General features: G+C 67.6%; 19 protein-coding genes and 3 pseudogenes. 11 read left to right on the top strand and 11 right to left on the bottom strand.

Translation table 11 applies throughout. The features are described 5' to 3' along the window. Window positions 1-143: 143 nt before the first annotated feature. The 3 genes from DI272_RS01550 to DI272_RS44105 form a co-directional block, all read right to left on the bottom strand. A protein-coding gene (locus DI272_RS01550; RefSeq protein ID WP_258314860.1) for an IS5 family transposase occupies window positions 144-1,003 on the bottom strand; the annotation gives its coding sequence in 2 pieces (ribosomal slippage) (window positions 144-625 and window positions 625-1,003; 861 coding nt in all). A gap of 165 nt (window positions 1,004-1,168) precedes the next feature. Beyond that, on the bottom strand, window positions 1,169-1,570 hold the full coding sequence (locus DI272_RS01545; RefSeq protein WP_109493323.1) for a hypothetical protein: 402 nt from the start codon (window positions 1,568-1,570) through the stop codon (window positions 1,169-1,171). Next, the gene (locus DI272_RS44105) at window positions 1,564-2,124 is read right to left on the bottom strand and encodes a hypothetical protein (protein WP_146238301.1); all 561 of its coding nucleotides are present in this window, start codon (window positions 2,122-2,124) and stop codon (window positions 1,564-1,566) included. Before DI272_RS44105 ends, DI272_RS01545 begins: the two co-directional genes overlap by 7 nt. Window positions 2,125-3,332: 1,208 nt before the next feature. Here DI272_RS44105 and DI272_RS01535 point away from each other — a divergent pair. Next, complete coding sequence (locus tag DI272_RS01535; protein WP_109493321.1) at window positions 3,333-4,919, top strand: hypothetical protein; 1,587 nt, start codon at window positions 3,333-3,335, stop codon at window positions 4,917-4,919. Between the two features lie 459 nt (window positions 4,920-5,378). Here DI272_RS01535 and DI272_RS01530 read toward each other — a convergent pair whose 3' ends face one another. After that, the gene (locus tag DI272_RS01530; RefSeq protein ID WP_375138019.1) at window positions 5,379-5,681 is read right to left on the bottom strand and encodes a DUF4259 domain-containing protein; all 303 of its coding nucleotides are present in this window, start codon (window positions 5,679-5,681) and stop codon (window positions 5,379-5,381) included. Between the two features lie 130 nt (window positions 5,682-5,811). On the opposite strand from DI272_RS01530, the gene DI272_RS01520 reads away from it, so the two are divergent. Next, on the top strand, window positions 5,812-9,135 hold the full coding sequence (locus DI272_RS01520) for a tetratricopeptide repeat protein (protein WP_146238300.1): 3,324 nt from the start codon (window positions 5,812-5,814) through the stop codon (window positions 9,133-9,135). Between the two features lie 58 nt (window positions 9,136-9,193). Here the strand turns inward: DI272_RS01520 and DI272_RS01515 are convergent, their stop codons facing one another. The 5 genes and pseudogenes from DI272_RS01515 to DI272_RS01500 form a co-directional block, all read right to left on the bottom strand. Beyond that, entirely contained in the window at window positions 9,194-9,580 is a 387-nt protein-coding gene (locus DI272_RS01515; protein WP_109493319.1) for a fic family toxin-antitoxin system, toxin component, read from the bottom strand. Beyond that, window positions 9,577-9,876, bottom strand: a complete 300-nt coding sequence (locus DI272_RS01510) for a DUF1778 domain-containing protein (protein ID WP_258314419.1) — start codon at window positions 9,874-9,876, stop codon at window positions 9,577-9,579. The genes DI272_RS01515 and DI272_RS01510 overlap by 4 nt, the downstream gene beginning before the upstream one ends. Before the next feature lie 350 nt (window positions 9,877-10,226). Further along, a pseudogene (locus DI272_RS46135) lies at window positions 10,227-10,601 on the bottom strand (IS630 family transposase); the annotation flags it as partial. Window positions 10,602-10,689: 88 nt separating this feature from the next. Then, window positions 10,690-10,911, bottom strand: coding sequence for an immunity 53 family protein (locus DI272_RS01505; protein ID WP_258314859.1), 222 nt, complete (start codon window positions 10,909-10,911; stop codon window positions 10,690-10,692). Next, window positions 10,908-11,201 carry a DUF1330 domain-containing protein gene (locus DI272_RS01500; RefSeq protein ID WP_109493317.1) on the bottom strand — a complete coding sequence of 98 codons (294 nt, stop codon included), beginning with the start codon at window positions 11,199-11,201 and terminating at the stop codon, window positions 10,908-10,910. Before DI272_RS01500 ends, DI272_RS01505 begins: the two co-directional genes overlap by 4 nt. A gap of 189 nt (window positions 11,202-11,390) precedes the next feature. Between DI272_RS01500 and DI272_RS01495 the strand changes: the two genes are divergently transcribed. The 3 genes and pseudogenes from DI272_RS01495 to DI272_RS45935 all read left to right on the top strand — a co-directional run bounded on the left by DI272_RS01495 (window position 11,391) and on the right by DI272_RS45935 (window position 13,558). Then, window positions 11,391-12,293, top strand: coding sequence for a LysR family transcriptional regulator (locus DI272_RS01495; protein ID WP_109493316.1), 903 nt, complete (start codon window positions 11,391-11,393; stop codon window positions 12,291-12,293). Window positions 12,294-12,633: 340 nt separating this feature from the next. Continuing rightward, window positions 12,634-12,981: pseudogene (locus DI272_RS45940) on the top strand (SDR family NAD(P)-dependent oxidoreductase); the annotation flags it as partial. Between the two features lie 94 nt (window positions 12,982-13,075). After that, window positions 13,076-13,558, top strand: a pseudogene (locus tag DI272_RS45935) (ATP-binding protein). 10 nt (window positions 13,559-13,568) lie between these two features. On the opposite strand, the gene DI272_RS01475 reads toward DI272_RS45935, so the two are convergent. Next, window positions 13,569-13,970, bottom strand: a complete 402-nt coding sequence (locus DI272_RS01475; RefSeq protein ID WP_109493314.1) for a hypothetical protein — start codon at window positions 13,968-13,970, stop codon at window positions 13,569-13,571. A 263-nt stretch (window positions 13,971-14,233) separates the two neighbouring features. On the opposite strand from DI272_RS01475, the gene DI272_RS01470 reads away from it, so the two are divergent. The 5 genes from DI272_RS01470 to DI272_RS01445 all read left to right on the top strand — a co-directional run bounded on the left by DI272_RS01470 (window position 14,234) and on the right by DI272_RS01445 (window position 17,471). Then, on the top strand, window positions 14,234-14,692 hold the full coding sequence (locus tag DI272_RS01470) for a DUF5707 domain-containing protein (RefSeq protein ID WP_109493313.1): 459 nt from the start codon (window positions 14,234-14,236) through the stop codon (window positions 14,690-14,692). A gap of 324 nt (window positions 14,693-15,016) precedes the next feature. After that, window positions 15,017-15,265, top strand: coding sequence for a winged helix-turn-helix domain-containing protein (locus DI272_RS45045; protein ID WP_258314418.1), 249 nt, complete (start codon window positions 15,017-15,019; stop codon window positions 15,263-15,265). 30 nt (window positions 15,266-15,295) lie between these two features. Then, a complete protein-coding gene (locus DI272_RS01460; protein ID WP_109493312.1) occupies window positions 15,296-15,739 on the top strand; it encodes a transposase in 444 nt (147 codons plus the stop codon). Window positions 15,740-16,267: 528 nt separating this feature from the next. After that, window positions 16,268-16,693, top strand: a complete 426-nt coding sequence (locus DI272_RS01450) for a peptidase inhibitor family I36 protein (protein WP_109493311.1) — start codon at window positions 16,268-16,270, stop codon at window positions 16,691-16,693. A 370-nt stretch (window positions 16,694-17,063) separates the two neighbouring features. After that, window positions 17,064-17,471, top strand: a complete 408-nt coding sequence (locus DI272_RS01445) for a hypothetical protein (protein ID WP_258314417.1) — start codon at window positions 17,064-17,066, stop codon at window positions 17,469-17,471. Window positions 17,472-17,483: 12 nt separating this feature from the next. Here DI272_RS01445 and DI272_RS44370 read toward each other — a convergent pair whose 3' ends face one another. After that, window positions 17,484-17,621 (bottom strand): hypothetical protein, encoded by a 138-nt coding sequence (locus DI272_RS44370; protein WP_181387052.1) that lies wholly within the window; start codon window positions 17,619-17,621, stop codon window positions 17,484-17,486. Between the two features lie 276 nt (window positions 17,622-17,897). On the opposite strand from DI272_RS44370, the gene DI272_RS01440 reads away from it, so the two are divergent. Next, window positions 17,898-18,056, top strand: coding sequence for a helix-turn-helix domain-containing protein (locus DI272_RS01440; RefSeq protein WP_109493310.1), 159 nt, complete (start codon window positions 17,898-17,900; stop codon window positions 18,054-18,056). The last annotated feature ends 26 nt before the right edge of the window (window positions 18,057-18,082 follow it).

Below are 18,082 nucleotides of genomic sequence, written 5' to 3'. Positions count from 1 at the left end.
CACCACTCGGACGGCAGCTGGCCCTGCCCGCGCACAACGCCTGAGAGACGCAGGGTGCTGCCCGTCGGAGCCGCGGGCGGCCAGCCGGCATGTCCTCTTGCGCGGCTGCCTCGTTGGGCTAGGGCCTGTTGTGAAAGTGCTGGTCACAGCCACTCGTTGATGGCTGCGACCAGTACTGTCGCTTCGCAGCGGACGGCGAGTTTGTCGTAGCGAGTGGCGACGGCCCGGTGGCGCTTGAGCCGGTTGATGCCGCACTCGACCGCGTGTCGCTGCTTGTAGTCGTCCCTGTCGAATTTCGGTGGCCGTCCGCCACGCGATCCACGCCCGAGGCGGTTGCGGATCCGGTCCGCCGGTACCCGGATGGTGGCCTTGGTCCCGCGTCGGCGCAGGTAGGAGCGATCGCCGCGGGAGTCGTACGCCTTGTCGGCCCGCACCCGGTCCGGGCGCTTGCGCGGCCTGGCGGGCCCCGGCCACGGAACCCGGATGGCCTCCAGGACCGGCTCGAACTGCGGGGAGTCGCCCCGCTGCCCGGCCGTGATCACGACCGACAAGGGCCTTTGCCCTTGCTCGACTGCGAGATGGATTTTGCTGGTCAGTCCGCCGCGAGAGGGTCCCAGGCCGTGGTCGGCCGGCTCGACGAAGATCCCGCCGGGCGGTTCTTTCTGGAGGTCCCCCTTTTCGCTGCCCCGGCGGCGTGCTGGTGGGCCCGGCAGACGGTGGAGTCGACGTTGACGTCCCAGGTGATCAGGCCCTTCGCGTCCGCCTCGGCCTGGAGCTGGGTGAGGAGCCTTGCCCAGGCGCCGTCCCGCTGCCAGCGCCGGAACAGGTCATAGACCCGATCCCACGGCCCATAGCGCTCAGGCACGCCCCGCCAGGGAGCACCGGTCCGGGGCCGCCACCGTATGCCGTCTATCAGATGCCGCCGCGTCCACACCTGCGGCCGACCCGGCTTGATGCCCCGCGGCAACAACGGCGCCAGCCGGGCCCACTGGCCGTTCGTCAGATCCCCACGCCCGACAGGACGTGATCATCAACGGACAAGATCCACTTTCGCAACAGACCCAAGCGGTGCGGCGCTGCCCGGCGCGCCCCTGCATCACACCGGACTGATCGAGTCCTGACCCGTTTCGCGGGAGGGTGACGCTTGTCGACCGTGCCCAGGCACGTCTCAGGGCAATGCTTGCTGCAGGTCAGCGAGGACAGTCTGCGCCAGTTGCGCCGTTCCGTTTGTCACCCCAGTGGTCGCGCCCACGGCAGCACCCGCGGCGATGGGAACCAACGCGACCCGGATCCTGGTCAGGAAACGCCGAAGGCGCCCGACATCCGGTTCCTGCTGGCGCGCTTCCACCAGCGCAGCCTCCGCCTCTTGACGGACTGCCGATTCTTCCTCAGCCCGAAGATCCAGATGATCCAGCGCCGCCAACAGCGCAGCAATTGCCTCAGTGAGACGGTCCTTCGGCTGATTCTCGGAGGACACATGCATCCGCTGGGTCACATCCTGATTGCCGATCGCGATCTGACTTCCGTAGATGTCTCCATGGAACTCAGGGCCACCCGAGCTGGTCACCATGCCGTCTCCTGTGCCGGAGCGCTCCGCAGCGCATCGAGGGAGGACGCCGAGCCCGGCGGCACCGCCGTCAGCGTTTGACGGATACGTTCCAGCCCTGCGCTGACGGCTGCCATGTCGACGGGCGTCTGCTTGAGGTGGGCCAGCAGGGCATCGATCGTCTGCCCCAGGTCTTCTTGAGCGCCCTGGGGAAGGCCCAGCTCCTGGATGCGCCCCTGCAGGTCGTAGAGCATGGGCAGGAGATACATCCGGCTGAAGACCTCGGCAGTGACGGTCTGACGATCGTGATCCGGTTCTGCAGTTTTCGGCTGTTGCGAAGTCTGGCGAAGCAATGCGGACTTTCCGGGGGGCTGAGGGCTGTCAGGCTTGGAAAGGTTTTGCACTGCATCATCCGGAAGGAAGTGGGAGAACTCCTTTAGCTGTGTCTGCGTCACCGTGCCACAGTTGATGGCCACTTGACTGTTCTCGACGTGACCTAGAAAGTACACGCGCACCTGGTTGATATCTAGATCGCGAGCAGGCGCAGGGTTGTGTGACACGTCGCTCTTGGCTTCCAAGGAGGCATCCGATGAACTGGACGGCTCTCGGGATGTGCGGGCCTGCTGTTTTGGCCGGCTTGAGGTAGGAGTGCGAGGCCGGGTTTCTGGCTTGCTTGAGAGGCGTTGGGGTGGCTCGGCTGTGGGGGTGCGTTGGTTTGACCGGGTTCCTGTGGGGCTGCGGTCGCTGGGTTTTGCAGCCTTCACTTCCTCGGAAGTGGCATCCGGTCGCACGTTCGATGAATATGCCTTTCCGTTCGCCTGGGCTGATTTACGCTCTCCGTGAGACAAGAAGCGAAACATGAGATCCCCCGTGTGGATGCGGCGCTTTAGACGGTAGCCGAGAAGGACCGAAGATCGGTTCCATATGGGGCCGGCGAGGCAATGGGGGCCAGGTGGGCTAAATTTCTCGCGGGAGCCTTTCGGATCTTTAGTGATCAGGCTCTGGTCGATAGTGCCGCTCCAACGTACGGACGACGGCGGCGATTGACGTCATTCGATGTGGGCTGCACCGGGGGCGCGGACGTACATGAGCTGCGCGGCCCCAGGGCTGTGCGTCCACACTCCCAGAGGCGCTCGACCACACCTGGTATCGAAGCGGTCTGACGCCCGAGGTGCTGTGCTGTGGTTGATGACGACGGGTCCGGCAGCCACGGGACCTGATCCGTTGCAGGTGTGGCAGGTCTGGCACGCCCGCGTAGCCTGCGCGCCGACCTCAGGATGCTCCGTCGGCCATGCTCGTGCTGGGCTCCGGCGCAGTGCCAGGGTACTGCGTCATCATCTGGGCGCTGCCGACGCGCGTTCCGTGCCCGGATCTTGTGAACCAGCCCGATGGAGGCAGCCGGGGTCAGACCTGAAGGGAGGTTCTCGGCGAACTCGAATGCGAATGCGCACATCGCACACCGTCGCCGGGTTCGGCCGCTTCTCGGCACGAATGTGCCCGAACGGATGCGGCGGGTAACCGCCGTTGGCCATGCTGGTCTCCTGCTGCAGCGCATGGGCGCGCTACCGGGCGGGACGCCGGGGGCGGTGCGCCCACTGCGGGAGACCGAAAAATCCTGCTCAAGAGGAAAGAAGCCCAGTTCAGGGGTGGCAGAAAGCCTTTGGCGTGGGTGTGGGGGAAGAACTTGGCGAGGCAGAACACCAGCGGCCGACCAGGGGCAGCTCGCCGTCAGCAGGGCCGCAACGAACTCCCTGAAGGACCGTCGGAGCGACGGGACTTCGTCAAGATGCTCCAGGACGTCTTCTTCGATCAGATGAAAGAACTGGGCTTCACCGACGCGGAGATAATCCGGAGCCTGGGATGCAGCGAGACGCGACTCACCAGGATCGCCAACGGCCGGAAGCTGCCCACGTACACGGAGCTGTTCGCGCTGCTGGACATGGTCGACGGGGCTCTTGAGCAGCCGCTGACCGAAACAGTGCGCGACCATGTGTGGCGGCTCTACCTGCGCGCCGTGGGGGTCGGTCAGCAAGATCTCGCCGAGTACTACCGCCTCAAGAAGCAGGAGGAGGACATCCGGCGCCGCCAGCAGGCCATGGCGGCCGAGGAGGCATCCCGGCCACCGGGGGCTGCGGTCGATGACGATCTGGACCAGGATCACCCGGCTGTCCAGCTCCGCGACGAAGCGGCCCGGCTGCACCGGCAGGTCGCCCGCGCAGGCGTGCCACTGCCTCCGCAGCCCCTCGTCACACCGCCCCCCGGTGCCCGCCGCCCCCCGGCTGTCAACGCGATGCTGGACCATACCGCTTGGCTGCTGGACCAGGTGGATCAGGCACTGATCCGCGAAATCATTCGCGTCGAGCCCGTCGACTCGGTCTCTGATGAAGAAGCAGCCTTCACCCCATCCCGGCCTGCGCCCCCTCCGCCCGAGCCGCCTTTCCGTTTCCGGCCCACCGCCGCGTTACCGTCCAGGGAGACCGCCCGGCGCGTCGGCCACGCAGCCGCGTATGTCCTTTCGCTTGCAGTCATCGTGCTGTGTACCGTCCTGGTCGCAGGGTTCGTCATCGACCGATTGCCCACAGACAACAGAGCGGCGGCACCCTCTCAAAACGCTGACCAGGGCGACGGCGCCAGCGGCAATACCACCACCTCTGACGGCGGATCGGCCCCCATCCCCGGCGGGGCGCAAGGCGCTCGTGACACCGGCAGCGGCACCACCAGCAGCGACACCGAAGGCAGCGGATCCACGACCCGCGGCAGGGATGAGAGCAGCGGGCCGTCCACACTGCCCGCCCCGACCCTGCTGCAGCCGGGGGACGGGGCAGTCCTCACCAACTCCCCGCGGACCACCACAGTCGAATGGGCCGGCGTGACCGGCGCGTCAGGCTACCGTGTCGAGGTCGAGTGCCGGCACTGCGTGACCGTTGGCGCCTGGACCCCTCAGGCCAACGCCACAACCACCGGCACCAGCCACACCTTCGAATGGCCGGGCGACAACGAAGGCCGGTGGCGGGTCACCGCCACATCGTCGGACGGCACCAGCGGAACCACCAGCGCCTGGCGGTACTTCCGCTACGACACCAGTATGCAGGCACCCATGCAGCTCAGCCCCGCCGACGGCACGGTGTTCGACACCTACCCGCGGACCACCACACTCACCTGGCAGCCCGTCAGCGGAGCAAGCCGGTACACCGTCGAGGTCGAGTTCTACGACACCGACTGGCGCCCCTGGATCCGGGACGAGACGGCAAACACCAGTTACCAGTTCGACTTCGTGGGCGTCCAAGCGGGACGTTGGCGGGTCACCGGCATCGCCGAGGACGGAAGCCCGGGCCCCAGCAGCAGCTGGTGGCAATTCACCTACACCGCCTGATGAAACGCCGGCACACGTCGTCGTCAAGCGGCCGTCGCACGCCCGCCTGCCGGTGGCCCCTGGCAATGCCGGACGGCTCGTTCCCGCCGCGTGGCTGCCTCCGCGGCCGGCCGGCTTCCCACCTCCTCGGTCCACCACTGACCGAGAGGGAGAACGTCGTGCTTGCCATACGCTCGGCGGCCAACGGCACCAGGGCCGATCACCCCGCCCCCGGTCTGCCATTCATCAACGACGGCCGACTGCTGCCGGACAACACCGCCGCGAGTGACAGCACTGGCCGGAAGCGAGGGATCAGCGGGTCCACCCACGTCGCGGAACAGCAGCGGAAGCCGTACAGAGCCGGCCACAACAGCAGCCACAACACCACAGGACAGCGAGGCACCGACCGCCGGTCATGCAACAAGAGGACCGCCGAACAGCCGCGCTGCCTGTCAGCCAGGCGAAGCTCTGGTGATCCGGTCAAAGATCGAAGACGACCTCTTCCCGAGGTGTGGATACGGGCGCGAGGACGGCGCGCAGGCGACTGAGGCAGGGCCGCCAGGCCGGGCCACTTGATGTCCCGTCCCAGAGTTCGGCGAGCTCGGACGACTTCTCGGCAACGGGGCTTGTACTGATCGGTTGACCGCTTGGGCGCTGTACCGCGATGAGAGCGGCGGCTGCGACAGCCTCTGCGCCTTCTGGGCTCGGAAGGTAGCTCTCGGCCCCTATGGTGCGGCTGAGCGTCGCCCGCACGAGGCCAAGTCCCTCTGGATCTTTCCTCACGCTGACGTGCGGTGATCATCGCAGCGGCCACTGACAGAGGCTGTCATGAGAAAGGCAGGACACGCCTCCGTTGGAGGGCAGAACCAGCGCGGCCGAACATCTGACGCCTGATCATCTTCATCCGGTTGACATGGCATTCGACGACGCCCGACTTCCAGGGCAGGGCGAGGGCGGCGATGACGGCGTCACGGTCTCGGCCGATGCCGACGGCGAGTGTGTGGAAGCTGGACAGGCCGTCCTGCCGGACGGCGTCCAGCCAGTCCGGCAAGCAGTCGCCTTGTTGCCGGAGGCCGGCGGATCCAAGTGTCCCGCGTGTACGGCAATTGCAGCCACCACCCTGCTCTTGGTCGCCTCAACCGGCCGCGCCGCCCTCACCCACGGCGCGCCGCCCTCCCGCAGCACCACGCCCCGGGTGCCCCGGCCGCCCGCGGAGAGCGGACGAGGGGGGCTCGCTGACGAACTGACGGTAAGTGAGAATGTCATCGGCATCAGTCACCACATGCATCGTCATCCGCATGCCGGGCGCAGCGCACCCTTGCCATACTGGAACCGGGGGTGCGGGATGCCAGAACAGCGGCTGTCACGGCAGGAGTTGATCCGACGCCGCCGCCGGAACGGTTTCGTGGGCCGGCACAGTGAGGTGAATGCTTTCCGGGAGAACCTCGCACGAGATCCGGAAAGCGACGACTATCAATTCCTCTACCACGTCCGGGGCAACGCCGGTGTGGGCAAGACCTCGCTGCTGCGGCAGTGGGAGGTGGTCGCCCGCGAGCAGGGGGCCGCCACGGTGCATCTGGACGACGGGATACACAGCGCCGTCGAGGCAATGGCGCAGATCGCCGACCGGCTCGGCCTCCAGGGCCTGCAACTGCGTGGCTTCGAGAAGCTGTTGGCAACGTTGCGCCGGCGCGAGCACGGCGCGCAGTTGGCCCGGGACACCCAGCCGACCGCAGAGGGCGCCGGCGCCGCAGAGCCGCCCGCGGCCTCGCTCCCGGCGTCGGTCGCCGCGCAAGTGGGCTTGGTCGGCCTCGGGTTGATCCCGGGCGTCGGGGCGGTTGCCGGCGCTGTCGATCCGCAGCAGGTCGCCCAGGGCGCGGACCGGCTACGCGCGGTGCTGGGCACACGTTTGCGATCCCACGACGACGTACGGCTTGTCATGGACCCGGTGCGCGCCCTGACCCCGGTGTTTCTGGAGGACTTGGCGGAGGCGGCACGTCGGCTGCCGCGAGTGGTGCTGTTCTTCGACGTGTACGAGCGGACCGGCCCCGTGCTGGACGAGTGGCTGCGCGACATCGCATTCGGTGACGTCCACGGCGCGCTGCCGGCGAATGTTCAGATCGTGCTGTCCGGACAGGGGCGGCTTGCCGCCCGGAGCTGGAACGACTGGCTCGACCTGATCACGGAGGTACCGCTGGAGGTGTTCACCGAGGAGGAGGCGCGGGCGCTGCTTGCGCTGCGAGGTGTCGCCGACGAGCGCGTCGTCGAGGTCGTCCTGCGCCTGTCCGGTCGGCTTCCCGTGCTGGTGCACACCCTGGCGCAGGCCCGGCCCGACTCCGACCGCACCGTGGGCGACCCCTCGGAGACGGCCGTGGAGCGCTTTTTGAAGTGGGAGACGGACCCGGCGCGGCGGGCCGCCGCGCTGACTCTGGCGCTTCCCCTTCAGTTCGACGAGGACGTCTACCGTGCCATCGCCCCGGCCGAGGCCATAGAGCAGTACGCGTGGATACGCCAGCTCGCCTTCGTCACCGACCAGGCTGGGCGCTGCCGTTACCACGACGTCGTACGTGCTCCCATGCTGCGCTTGCAGCGCCTGCAGTCCCCGACCCGCTGGCGTGCCGCGCATGAGCTGCTCGCGCAGACCTTCCGTGCCTGGCGCACGGAGCGGGAGGAGAGCCTGCCCACTGCGGAATGCTGGGGCGACGCAACCTGGCGCGAACACCGGTACAACGAGACCTACCACCTCCTGTGCGCCGAGCCGCGCCGCGCGCTGCCGGACGCCCTCGCCGAAACCGTGGAAGCCTGCGACCACGGGAGCGCCACAGCCCGGCGCTGGACACAGCTGTTCGCCCAGGCCGGCATCGACACTGCGGACGACGCTCTGCAGGCGTGGGGAGACCGGCTGGCCGACGTGCCCCGGGACGACAGTTTGGCAGTCCTCGCCTGCCTCGACGCATTGCTTTCCCACACCGGCATGGAAACCGCCGGGCAGCTGCACGCCCGAGTCGTGCGCGGGCGGTTGCACCGGCTGGCGGAGCGGAACGAGGCCGCACTCGCCGACCTCACCGCGGCCTTGGCCCTGGAACCGCAGCACAGCGACGCCCTGGTCGAACGCGCCTTCACGCATGACCAGATGGGGAACACAGCACACGCACTCGCCGACATGGATGAGGCGGTCCGCGCCCGCCCCGATGCCTGGACTCATGTGGTGCGCGGACGCGTCCATCTGACGGCAGGTCAACGCGCCGCGGCGCTTGCCGACTTCGACCATGCCCTCGAACTTGCGCCCGAGCAGGAATGGGCACGCGTCAGCCGTGCCGCGTTGTACCGCATCGAGGGACGGCACGAAGACGCGCTGGCAGATCTGGATCGCGCGCTGGCCATCGACCCCGAGTACATCCAGGCCCATGCGGAGCGGTCCTGGTGCCTGATGGGCTTGGAGCGGTGGGACGAAGCCGTCCGCGACATGGCGCGGGCGGCCGAGCTGGACCGCGAATCGCACTGGTACCGCGCCCAGTATGCCGGGCTGCTCCTCGACCTCGGCCGACACGCAGAGGCACTGCGTGAGGCGAACCGGGCCCTGACCGCCCCGGACGAACACGCAACACAGGACTTGGCCTGGCCCTACTCAATCCGTGCCTGGGCCCTGCACGCACTCGGCCGCGAGGCCGAAGCGCTGGCAGACCTCGACCGCGCCATCTCCGTCGATGACGGTTTCACGCTCCCCTTTGCCATGCGCGGATGGCTGTTGTGGGAGGCGGAACGGCTCGCGGAAGCCGAACGGGACTTCGACCGCGCGCTTGCCGACGAACCACTGTGGCCGTGGGCATACGGCGGCCGCGGCGCGGTACGCCTGTACGCCGCACGATACGAAGACGCCATCGACGACTTCACGCAGTCCTTCACCCTCCAGTTCGGCATGACCGACGCTGAGAACCAGATCGCCCGGCCATTTGTGGAACTGCTACGGCAGCACCTGCCCGCGAACCGCATTCCCGTCACCGCCACGATCAGACTCGCAGCACTTCTCACCCACCAGCTGCAGTGGCCCGGCGTGACCCGGCAGGCGGCCTCCGTTCTGGCCCTGCGCCCAAGCCTCGGCCTGCTGACCGGCGGCTCTCGACTACTGCGCCGCATCGCCACGGCACTCGACGACCCACCCGAAGGCGCGGACACCAAGAAAACCACCTGGACGCGGAGACTGCTGACGCCCCTCCTGCGTGCCCTCGACCCCTGACGAAATCCCACGCCACGGGCGACTCACAAGGGATACACGGAGCGCTGAACAAACAGAGTCAGGCCACGGTCCAGGCCCGCAACTGACGACCCACCAGGCCAACCCCCAACGTGCCGGAAGCCGCGTCCCGCACCAGGGCGACCGCCTCTTTCGGCGGATACTCCAGTCGACATCCGTTCAGCACCAGATACGCCTCTGCGCAGTGCCACGCGAACGCCTCGTTGGAGTGCTCCAGACACGGCAGCCGCACCAGGGTCTGCAGCAGAGCCGCCGCCTTGAGGTACACGGACCCGTAGACGTCGCGCTCCATGGCCCGGGCATTGACCCGGGCGACAGCCCCGTACAAAGGGCCGTAGTCGTCCACCTGCGGATCACCGGGCAGCAACTCGGCAGCATGCAGCAGGAAGGTCACATCGAGAGGGTGAAGCGGTTCGTGCTGTGTCACGCGGCGTGGCCCCGCTCCTGCTGCTCCTCAAGATCGTGCCGTGCGGCGAGCTCCGCAGCACGACGCTCCCTGTCGGAATCGGCCGCTTCGGCCGCTTCGGTGAAGGCGTCGCCGCTGCGGGCCATCGACTTGCTGAAAGCGTCGAGGAAGTGCCTCTCCACCGCGGTGGCACGGTCGTAGGCGGCGGACAGGATGTACTCCTGCAAACTGACGCCCTCCTGCCGGGCTGCGGCCTCGATGGCGGCACGCTGGGCCGGATCGGGGAAACGTAGATTCATCGCTTTGGGCTGAGACATGGTACCGATGGTACCGCCGGTACCACAGGTGCGGCCACCCGTGTGGCGGGGGAGGTTCCACACTGGTGCAGGCCGCTCATGGCGCGTTTTCCTGAAGCCGTTCAGCAGCTGGTCCCAGCGGTCAAGAGCGGGCGGAGGATGCTCGTCAGTGGGGAGGCGGACGACTCGGCGCGCTTTGCGGCCGACCACCTCGCTGGGGTCAGGCCCGGGCCGCGCCGGTGCTGTTAGGGGGACCGTCAGGGTGGGGGAGCGGTCATCGGTCTGAGGGACCTTGCAGGCCAGGACGTCCGGGTGATGCGCCTTCTGTTGCGCCAGCGCTGGTCGGCGCGCAGGGCCCGGGTCTGTACGGCCTTCTCGCGGCGGCTGACGCCCCACAGGGTGCCGCCGCCGATCGAGCAACAGTTGTGGAAGTACCGGACGCCGTGAGCGCGGTGGTAGGTCGCGACGTGCCGGCCGGGGTGACCGGCAGGGGGCCAGTCTGAACCGGCGGTGGGGCGGAGGCTGAGCGGGTCGAATTCGTCGAACGGGAAGACGCGGGTGGGGAAGCGGTCCAGGAGGCGCTCGATACGGTCGAGCTTGATGTCACGGTCGGGGCCCGGGGGGCTCCGTCACTGTCCTGGAGCGCTGCAGGTGACGCCGCGTCGAATCAGCAGGGATCGTCACGTCTCTCGGCCGATCCGGATGACGCGGCCGTCTACTTTGCGCAGGCAGGCGATGAGTTTACGGAAGACCAGCTCCTTGCTGCCCGCGCCTACGTCGCCGACATCGTCACCCTCCACGGCAGGCCCGCGCTCGCGGCGTGAGCAGCTCCGATCAAAGCCCTTCCGTGACGTCCTCGGACGCCCAGGTCCGGAACAGCGAGGGTGCCTCGGCCAGATGGCCGGGCCCACAGCTGGCGTGGAACATCTGCTCAGACGTCCGGGCCATGACCCAGTCGTGCTCGTCTCGAGTAGCCCGCCGGCGAGGATGCTCCCGGTCAGCCAACTCCGTCTCTTCAAGATTGATCTTGATGAGCCACCCCGGGGTGCCGTTCAGTCGATGCCTTCGATGATGCGGAAGTCGCGCTCGACGCCGTCGGGGAGAGCCACCAGCGCCTTCTGGTATGCCTCGCTCTCGTAGGCTGCGACGGCGTGTTCAAGGCTGTCGAACTCGATCAGGACGACGCGTTGCGTGATTCCGGCCTCGTGGGCGACAACTCGACTGCCACGGGACAGGGTCCGCCCGCCCGCGGCCTGGACAGCCGGACGGGCCAGCTCGTTGTAGGCAGTCAGTCTCTCAGGGTCGGAAATGGCGGGGTAGACACTGACCCAGTAGCCCTTGGCCATGGAAACTTCCTCTGTTCGGCCGGACGCGTCCGACGTCGGATTGACAGGCAGATCGATCGAGCCCGGCGGCGGGTCCTGCGGTCGGTGGAATCGTCGTATGCGCAGGTTAGGGCTTGATGTGCGGTCGGGGGAAAGACCGGTACGGGATAGACTCAGAACGGATCGTTATCAATCGGCAGGGGTGAGCGTGTGGCGCCGGATACGGTGAGCCTGCGGTACTTCCTGGTGCTGGCGCAGGAGTTGAACTTCACCCGCGCGGCGGCACGGATCGGTATCGCACAGCCCGCACTCAGCGCCCGGATGCGCCGATTGGAGGCGGAACTCGGTACGGCCCTGCTGGTCCGCAACACCCGTAGCGTCGTATTGACCACGGCCGGTGCGGCTTTGGCGGAGTCCGCGCCGCCCGCGCTGGCGGCGCTGGACCGGGCATGGGACACCGCCCGGAGCGCGGCGGCCGGTGAACTGGGCACGCTGCGCATGGGATACAGCATCAGCGCCGGCGCCGAGACGGCACCGGCCCTGGTGGAGAGGCTGATTCGCGACAACGGCGGACTCGAGGTCGGCGCGGTCCCGATGGCGACACCGGAGATCTGCTCCGCGGTCGCCGACGGCCGCATCGATGCCGGGATCACCCGCGGTGAACAGCCGGGCCGTGGCGTGCACCGGTTCCCGCTGCGGCGTGCGCGCATCGGGGTGCAGCTGGCGCAGCACCATCCGCTGGCCGAACACCCGGAGATCGAGATCGCCGACGCGGCCGCGTATCCGCTGCGACTCCCGGACCGTGCGGCCAACCCCGTGATCCACGATCAGCTGTCCGCGCTGTTCCGCGACACCCGACCACACCCCCGATTCCACACGTCCGCAGTCTCTTTCGACATGTCTCAGCGCGACCTGCGCGACGGGGCCACGCTCGCCCCTGCCGGAGAAACCGCGGCCGCGGCACAACCGGCCGGTCTCACCTGGCGACCACTGCGAGGCGCACCCAACCTGACGTTCTGCCTGGTCCTCCCACGCGAGCAGGCGCCACTACACCGCCGTATCCGTGCCGTCGCCAAAACCCTGGCGCACGAACTGCGCTGGCTGTCGGACTGACGCACAAGAGGTTGAGCGAGACGGACGCCTGCGGTGGCGAAGCCGAAGACCGTGCCCCTGGCGGAGTCCGCGGTGACGACGACGGTCTTGCTGAACGTCATCGGGCGGTGCCCACGGGCTTCCCGCCCTGGGCTCGGGTGTGTGCGTCGTCTTCCCCCGCTGGCGGGATACGGGGCTGGTGAGGGAACTGCACGAACGCCTGCACCAGGGCGATCCGCCGGGTCGGGCAGAGCGTCGTGCACCGCGGCCGAGTCCGGTGGTCCCCGATTCCAGTCGGTGAAGGCGGACGCCACCGCGGTTTGCGGTTTGCGGCGGAAGGGCCCTCTTCCTCGCGGCCGACCTGCGCAACGCCGCATCCGCACGGTCACTGGCACAGCGCGCCCGCCAGGCGGGCGGAGGCCGGGTGGACATCCTCGTCGACAACGCGGGTGCGGCATACCCGTTCCGGTCCACCCACGAGGTGACCGAGGAGGAGATCGACGCCGTCTACGACCTCAATGTGAAGGCGAAGTTCTTCCTCGTCGCCGAGCTGGCACCGACGACGGCCGAGCGCGGCGAGGTGGTCATCGTGAACATCAGCACACAGGTCGCGTCGTACGGCGTGCCGGCGATGTCGCTGAACGGATCCAGCAAGGCGGCGGTCAACCTGCCCGCCAAAGCACGGGCCGCCGAATACGGCCCCCACGGGGTTCGCGTCAGCGCCGTCGGCGTCGGCCCGACCCGCACCGAGGCACAGCCCCCACGGGCGAAGACCTACCCGCAAGGTCAAGGACCTCGACACCCTGTCCTATGTCGAGGCCAAGGCCGATGCCGCCTTGCTCGGGCCGCCCCGGGTCGGCACCACGCACATCGCTGCGCCCTCGCGGTCGCGGCAGGCCGGGCCGGCCACTCGCTCCACTTCATCAGCCTTGACGACATGCTCCGCACCTCAAAGCCGCCGAGCTCGCAGGCTGGCGCCTGAACAAGCTCGGCACCTACCTGCGGCCCAACTTCTGGTCGTCGATGAGGTCGGCTACCAGCCCCTCGAACGAGCTGAGGCGAACCTGTTTTTCCAGGTGATATCGAAGCACTAAGAGAAGGGCTTGATCATCCTGACCGCGAACAAGACCTTCACCGAATGAGCGCAGGCCTTCGGTGATGCACTCCTCGCCACCGCCATCCTCGACCGTCTCCTCCACCACTGCGAAGTGATCTCCATCAACGGCCCCAGCTACCGGCTGAAGAGCCGACTCAAGGTCATCGAGCGGGAGAACGACGTGGCCTGACCGGCTGCGATCACGACGCCGGGTCCTCGCCCGGCGGGATGAAGGCATCGGCGCCATCAGCATCCTCGACATGCCCCTGGGCATCGACCGTGATGGCTGTCGCCCGCCCCTGCGACGTGATGAGCCAGGCCAGTACCTGTTCCGTCAGCGGTGTTCCCCCCGGGCCTTCGTCCTTCCAGTGCACCCGCCACCCTCCACCAGGCACCGCGGCTACGACCTGGTCGGCTCGCTCCAAGTGGGAGAAGTCCTCGTAGTCCGTCACCGCGCGCAGGGCACCACGTTTGGGATCGACGACAAGGGCCGTCCCGGTCGCCTGGTCCCAGCCCTCGACACGCACCATGCGGCCGATCTCGGTGTCGGTGCCGCTGAAGATCGCGGTCCAGCCGGTCTGATTGAAGTAGCGAAGAGACACCGCCCCATCATCTCGAACAACGGCGCCGGCGCTTCACGGGTCTCTTTGCTCTGTACGATCATCCGTACGCGGCTCTGCGCAGAGGCGAGTACGCCGACAGGCGAGGGGATGCGGATCGTCGCGCCCGTGGGCCTCTGCTACTCAGACGGGGTTGAGTAGGTGCGCTGATGTCCGGCAGATCGTTGTGCGGCGAGTATCTGTGCTGCGGCGCAAGGCAGTTGCGTCGGCTCGATCCAGTGCTGAAGACCGTTGCGGAGAATCCCATGTCCCGTCGTATCGCTCTGTCCGTGGCCGCCGGTGTCGTTGTCCTCGGTGGTGCCGGCGCCGGCGTGTTCGCGCTCGCCTACGCCGGAGAGCAGCCACCGTTGCTGGCTGACAGCACCGCCCGTTACACCGCTCCCGGCGGCGACCGGGACGGCTCGCTCACCTTCGCCACCGATGTCACCGCGTCGTCCGGAACCAAGAGCGTGAAGGTGCTGGCCTGGCCGGACAAGTCGTCCCTGGGCAAGAAGGGACTGACGGAGAAGGACATGGCCGCCGCGGAGCCGGCCGTCTGTGCCGCTGCCGGGGGAGACACCGTGCACTGCTCCTACACCGTCACGGTCACCGCTGCCGATGCCACGTCGTCCCCGCGCGGCGTCTGGCATGTCGCCGTCCTGGCCACCGCCAAGGACGGCTCCACCACCTTGGACACCACTGCGGCTGACTTCACCGTGCGCTAGAGATCTTTAACGGCGGAGGTTACGTTGGGGTGTGACGGTTGGTGGAGGCCGCGCTATGCCGGAGGGATGAGGTATCCCGATGGCGGTGGTCTGACGGCCGAGGAGCGGGCTCGGCGTGAGCAAGTTCGTTTTGCGGCCGCTGACTTGATGGAGGCGGGAGCCGGCGACGCAGAGGTGGCCCGGCGATTCAGAGTGACTCGGATGTCGGCGAACCGGTTGCGTCGAGCCCTGGCTTCGGGCGGCAGGCAGGCCCTGGTCTCCAAGGGTCCTGGTGGCGCCCGCTGCAGGCTGGATGCGAGTCAACTGCGAGCCTTGGAGACGGTGTTGGAAGCTGGTTCGGCCGCTTCCGGCTGGCCTGACCAGTGCTGGACGCTGGCCCGCATCCGCGAGGTCGTGCGCCGCCGGTTCGGGGTCGAGTACACCCTGGCCGGCCTGGACCTGCTGCTGCACCGCATCGGCTGGAGCGTGCAGGTCCCGGCCCGTAAGGCCACCGAACGGGACGAGGCAGGCCAGGGCCTGAGGCCGCCCAAGGGCCGCACCTGGGGCCGACGTGGACACACGCCGGTCGTGTAGGTCACCGCCGCGGGCACGAAACGTGTCTCGATGGCCGCGCCGATCTGTACCAGGGCCGGCCGCCGCCCGCGGTTGATCTACCGCATCCACCTCGACTGCGGCCCCGCCAGGGGACGGCCCAAGGGCTTCACCGAGACCGACTACGTCCGTCTGCTGGATGCCGCACATCAGCAGCTCGGCGGCCCCGTCGCCCTGGTGTGGGACAACGTGAACACACATGTCAGCCGCACCATGCGAGAATTGATCGCCGCCCGATTATGGCTCACCGTCTACCCGCTGCTGCCGTACGCACCCGAGCTCAACCCGGTCGAAGGTGTGTGGTCACACCTGAAGAGATCGCTGGCCAACCTCACCAAACACAACCTTGATCAGCTCACCGTGCTGGTGAAGAACCGGCTCAAACGGATGCAGTACCGACCCGGCCTCATCGATGCACTCATGGCCAAGACCGGACTCGACCTCCAACCCCCGTAACCTCCGCCGTTAAAGATCTCCAGAAGTCCGCAGGAGGTGAAGTCCGCAGGAGGTTTTGATGGCCACAGGGATGGGGCCCTGCGGACTATCGCCGTGCTCGGCGAGCATTCGAAGCAGATGGTCGAGCCCTTCCGCGGAGTCATTGATGCCAGCACGAGGCAGCAGCAGACCTGACCGCCCTCACCTGGCGAGGAACTTACTGGGGTATCAGAACAATCTGCCTACCTCAGACGCCCTCTGAGAGGCCTCGTGATTTCGGGCAGTTATCTGACAGGGATGGGGCAGTAACGACTGTCGTCAGCCCGTGATGAGCTGCTTCGGCCGCCTCGACGGGCGTGCTTCGTGTGTGAACGCAAGGACTGTCGGCGGTGCATGGGCGGCCGGGACGATGCGGAGCTCGGATGAGTCGACGTGTTCTGATGTGTCCGGCTCTGCCACTTTTCCATGCTCGTTGAATTGTTGGTGGCCGACGCGCTCGGCAGATGACAATCGTGCGGACCGCACGACCATCAACGAGGGGGCATCACCATGCGTTTTGGAAAAGGGGCAGCACTCGTCGTTGCGTCCCTGGCGCTCACCACCGGTACTCTCGCCGGCCCTGCTTGGTCCGCACCGGCGGGTTCCAACGACAACTCGCAGGCGAGCGTTGACGGTGTGGATGGCGTACCGGCTCGGGGCGACGGCGGCGACTGCGCTTACGGGCGGCTCTGCCTCTACACTCAACCGAACTTCAAGGGCACCCGCTTCGATCTCTACGTCTGCAACGACTACCGGCTGGTCCAGTGGAACGGCGCGGGGTCGGCATGGAACAACCAAACGGTAGGAACGGCCGCCTCGTTCAAGAACCGGCTGTTCACCGTTATCGACACCATCCCGGGCCGTGAGGTGAACGGGACGATCCACGGATTCTCCAGCTACAACTTCGCACCGGTCTGGTACGCCTACAACTGCTGACTCAGGTGTCGGCGGATGGCGGCCTGTACGAGGAATGGCAGGCCGCCATCCCCCCACGGCCACGGTTGCACCAGGACCGTGGCCCGAAATCGTCCTCACGGCCTTCGACTTGGTGCACCTGGGGCCGAGCACATGCCCAGACGAAGGCCCTCCGCGTCCGAGACTGTTGCTTTTTCGGCTGTGCGATGCGCGGGTCAGGCGTCCATCCCGAGACCGAGTGTTCACTGGACGGACACGGCGGCGATTTCGACGGTGATGGAAATGATGGTCCGGCTCGGCGAAGCGCCGCAGATCACGTTGTCGCACTGCATTCCGGCACGCTTTCAACCCCTTCGTTCGCTCACCAGCTGATGAAAAGAATCGAGGACTCATGAAGATTTCTGCCCTTGCACTGGGTGCCACCTTGATCGGCGTATTGGTGCCCGCGGCGGCAGCCACCCCGGCACAGGCCGCCCCGGAGGCTTACGTCCAGCGCTGCACTGACCTCGGCAACGGCGATCTCTGCATCGACGTCACCGGCCGGGTCGGGCAGAACGGCGTCATCGGGGTCGGCTACTGGAAGCGCGCGGGAGACGCCGTGCACGTACGGCTGGGCTGGCAGAACAACACTGGTGGCGGGGCCAACTTCAGTCGCAACGTCCACGGGCCGTTGACACCCGGTATGAACACCGGCACTGAGACCTGGTCCACGTATCTCGCCGCTGGTTGTGTCCGTCCGCTCATCGAGGTCGTAGGCCAGGGAACCCTGAAGGGCGCGGAGGTCTGCGTCCCGTCCTGAACCTGCAGGTCGTCACAGCACCCTGTCGCTGGTGTCGAGGAGGAACAACGCGAGGGCGGTCGCCGCGTGCAGGACGCGGCGACCGTCACGGCGGCTGATGAATATGCCCGCGCCGCGCAGCATGGCCGGCTGACGCCTGACACTGGGCATGGCAACGACAGGGCCTGGGCGGCTTCCGTGGTTGCGCACCCCATGTGTGTCTGTGACGTCGGCTCAGCGGCCCCGGCATGTTGGCTTCGTGCGGCGCCAGTTGGTGGCTCGCACGGGTGCATTGAGAGGTGGTGACGGGGCGAAGGGGCCCGGTCATCGTCCCAGCTTCCGCGCTCGGGCGGCTTGTGCTCCTTCGTACCGAGGCCGAGCCCCCCCAAGCGTCGGCGGGAAGGAGCCCACGACCAGCTCAGTGCGCATCTCGCCCATGTCACGCAGGTGCGCCAACGTCTTCCGAGCGGTGCTGGTGGCGATGTCGAATCTCCCGGCCCTGCCGTCCTGCTGGACACTTTGCGTACCTGGCGTGCTCACCATGGCAGTCGTGACCGAGCGGCCGCCGCTCTCGAACTGCACCGCAACAGGGTGCGCCGTCGGTAGGTCGGTGTGCGCGGGGCGGGCGCGCT

Origin of the sequence: Streptomyces sp. Act143 (assembly GCF_003143935.1) — a bacterium.
Taxonomy (GTDB): domain Bacteria; phylum Actinomycetota; class Actinomycetes; order Streptomycetales; family Streptomycetaceae; genus Streptomyces.
This window is presented reverse-complemented; position numbering and strand designations above follow the sequence as displayed.